Below are 2,023 nucleotides of genomic sequence, written 5' to 3' on the forward strand. Positions count from 1 at the left end.
CCTAACCCGGCGTAGCCGGAACCAAAAAGGGGCCGAGGGTCTATCCTTATCCGTAGGTCCAGAACACAGGAGGCGCGACGATGAACCCGTTTGTCGAACGTCACCAAGCAGAGGTCTCCGGAGTGCTGTCGTGCTTTGATCGGGTGGTGATCACCGGCACCCTGCCCGAGATCGGATACGCGGCGGCCATGACCCAGTTGCTCGCCTCGCGCGGTATCCGCGTGTTTGACTACACCCAGTGGGCCGAACCGTTGCGCGAGGAGTTGCGTCAGAACGCCGAGCGGTTGGCGGCGGAGGCGGGGCTGGAGATTGAGTTCATCCGCCGTCACGGGGACTTCCGCAAGGAAGCGCGCATCCAGGACATCATCGCCCAGCGTGGGGATCATCCCGGCTTGGTCCATGTCTTCTCGGCCATGGAGCCCTGTGCGTCCTATCGCCCGTGGTACGACAAGCCGACCCACACGGCATCCCTCAAGTCGACCCCCGGCAAGTGTCTGCATTACTATTTCTACTTCATCGACCCGGAGTTCGGCCTGTGCTACGTGCGCGTGCCCACCTGGGCGCCGTTTCGCCTCCAAGTCTACTTCAACGGCCACTCCTGGCTAGCCCGTCAGTTGACCGCGGCGCACATCGCCTTCGCGCAGGCCGATAACGCCTTTCTGTCCATCGCCGATCCGGTGGCGGCCCAGCGCCTCGCCGAGGGTTTGGATGCCGCCGTGCTGCACGAGCACCTCGACCAGTGGGCACAACGCTTCTGCCCGGTGCTGCGGCAGTTTCGCGCCGGCTACCACTGGAGCCTGATGCAGGTGGAGTTCGCCACCGATGTGGTGTTCCGCCGCCAGGCCCAGTTCCAGCCGCTCTACGCGGCCATCGTGCGCACGGCCGTGCATGTCATCCAGGCTGAGCAAGTGGCGATGTTCCTCGGTCACAAGCTCACCGGCAATTTCCAGGACGAGGTCGGCAACGACCTCTCCACGCGCATCCAAGGCACCCGCATCCGTCATCATATGGGTCCGGCCAGCATCAAACTCTACGACAAGGCCGGGCTCATCGCCCGCGTCGAGTGTACGGTCAACGACGTCACCTTCTTAAAGCACCACCGGTGGGTGGAACAGCGCGACGGCAAGTCCGTGTTCAAGCTTGCCCCCTTGCGCAAGAGTATCTACAGTCTCCATGATCTGCGCACCCTGATGCAGGCCGCCAACGACCGTTATTTCGCCTTCATGGCCTGCCTCGACAACCCGGATGCCGGCCAACAGGCGCTGGCCAAGATGGCCGCACCGGTGAAGACCAAGGACCGCTCGCTGCGTGGCTTCAACCTGTTCCTCGAACCCGATTACCGTCTGTTCCTGACGCTCGGACGCGGGGAGTGGAGCATCAGCGGCTTTCGCGCCGCCGATCTGCGCGCCCACTTACCCGACCTCTCCGCCAGTCGCGCTTCCTACCTCTTGAAGCGCCTGCGCGTCCACGGGCTCATCAAGAAGATCGGCCACTGCTACAAGTACTACCTGACCAAACTCGGGCGCCGTGTCCTGGCTACCGCACTGGTCATCCGCGAGTACTTCGTCCAACCGACGCTGGTGTCTAATGCGCAATAAATTTCGCATCCTTTTGTATAAGATCTTGGGGGTAAGGGACTAGAGTAGTCTTTCACGCTACCTGTAGCGGCCTGCAAACATCCGGGCTCCGCTGGTACCACCCGGTATTGGGGTTGGTAGATCCCGGACGGTTCATTCCCCTGGCCGAGTCGACCGGGCTGGCGCCGATGTTTGCGGGCTGTTTGCAAATAATCTGGGCTCATTTGCAAATAATCTGGGTCCGGGACCCCCGTTATTTGCAGTCAATCTGGGCTGAAAATCGCGATGTTTGTGGGTCGGAGCCCGGATGTTTGTGGGCCGCTACACCTAGCCGTACCCGCGGAGGGGTGGCGCGCGCCGGCGCGTTGTTCTGCGGATTGTCTGTCCGAGAACCTTTACCTGATCGGACGGCGAGATTCAGTCGTTGTGACCCTTTTACCTCAAGC

1 protein-coding gene is annotated in these 2,023 nt (G+C 61.8%); it reads left to right on the top strand.

What is annotated here, in order from left to right; translation table 11 throughout:
• Positions 1-80: 80 nt before the first annotated feature.
• The gene (locus QZY44_RS11665; RefSeq protein ID WP_295446379.1) at positions 81-1,598 is read left to right on the top strand and encodes a hypothetical protein; all 1,518 of its coding nucleotides are present in this window, start codon (positions 81-83) and stop codon (positions 1,596-1,598) included.
• Positions 1,599-2,023 lie beyond the last annotated feature (425 nt).

The sequence above is a fragment of the uncultured Thiodictyon sp. genome (assembly GCA_903837595.1).
Classification (GTDB): domain Bacteria; phylum Pseudomonadota; class Gammaproteobacteria; order Chromatiales; family Chromatiaceae; genus Thiodictyon.

Excerpts from the sequence above, each read along its gene's own strand:
- QZY44_RS11665 (WP_295446379.1), top strand. The coding sequence starts at position 81 with ATGAACCCGTTTGTCGAACGTCACCAAGCAGAGGTCTCCGGAGTGCTG.